Annotated in this window: 1 pseudogene; it reads right to left on the bottom strand. The window is 67.3% G+C overall.

The features are described from left to right. Positions 1 to 76: 76 nt before the first annotated feature. A pseudogene (locus tag QWI17_RS16515) lies at positions 77 to 404 on the bottom strand (hypothetical protein); the annotation flags it as partial.

Here is a 404-nt window from a genome sequence, read left to right as displayed (position 1 = left end):
TGGAGGCTGCGGGGAAGGGGCGCGATTGTAGCTGTTCGGCGGGCGAAGGTGTAGCCGCGCCCGCCGGCAGCCCGTACTACACGCGGAACTGGCGCAGTAACTGCTCCAGTTCTTCGCTCAACTGGCCCAAGGCCACCCCCGCATCGCTGGACTGGCGCGCCGCATCGGCGGTTTGCTGGGACAGCCCGGCAGTGTCCAGTACGTTGCGGTTGATCTCTTCGACCACATGCGCCTGCTGCAGGGTGGCACTGGCAATGGACGCATTCAAGGCGGTGAGGTTGTTCAGCGCCTGGTTGATGGCGTCCAGGCTGGCGCCGGCCTCGCGGGCCTGTTCGACGGTCTGGCGCGAGGCCTCGCTGCTGGTGTCGATTGCCCGCACAGCGGCGTCCGACTGGCTTTGCAGG

This window comes from Gilvimarinus gilvus, assembly GCF_030518155.1.
GTDB lineage: Bacteria > Pseudomonadota > Gammaproteobacteria > Pseudomonadales > Cellvibrionaceae > Gilvimarinus > Gilvimarinus gilvus.
Note: the sequence above shows the minus strand (reverse complement) of the source record. Positions and strands in the feature narration are given on the sequence as shown.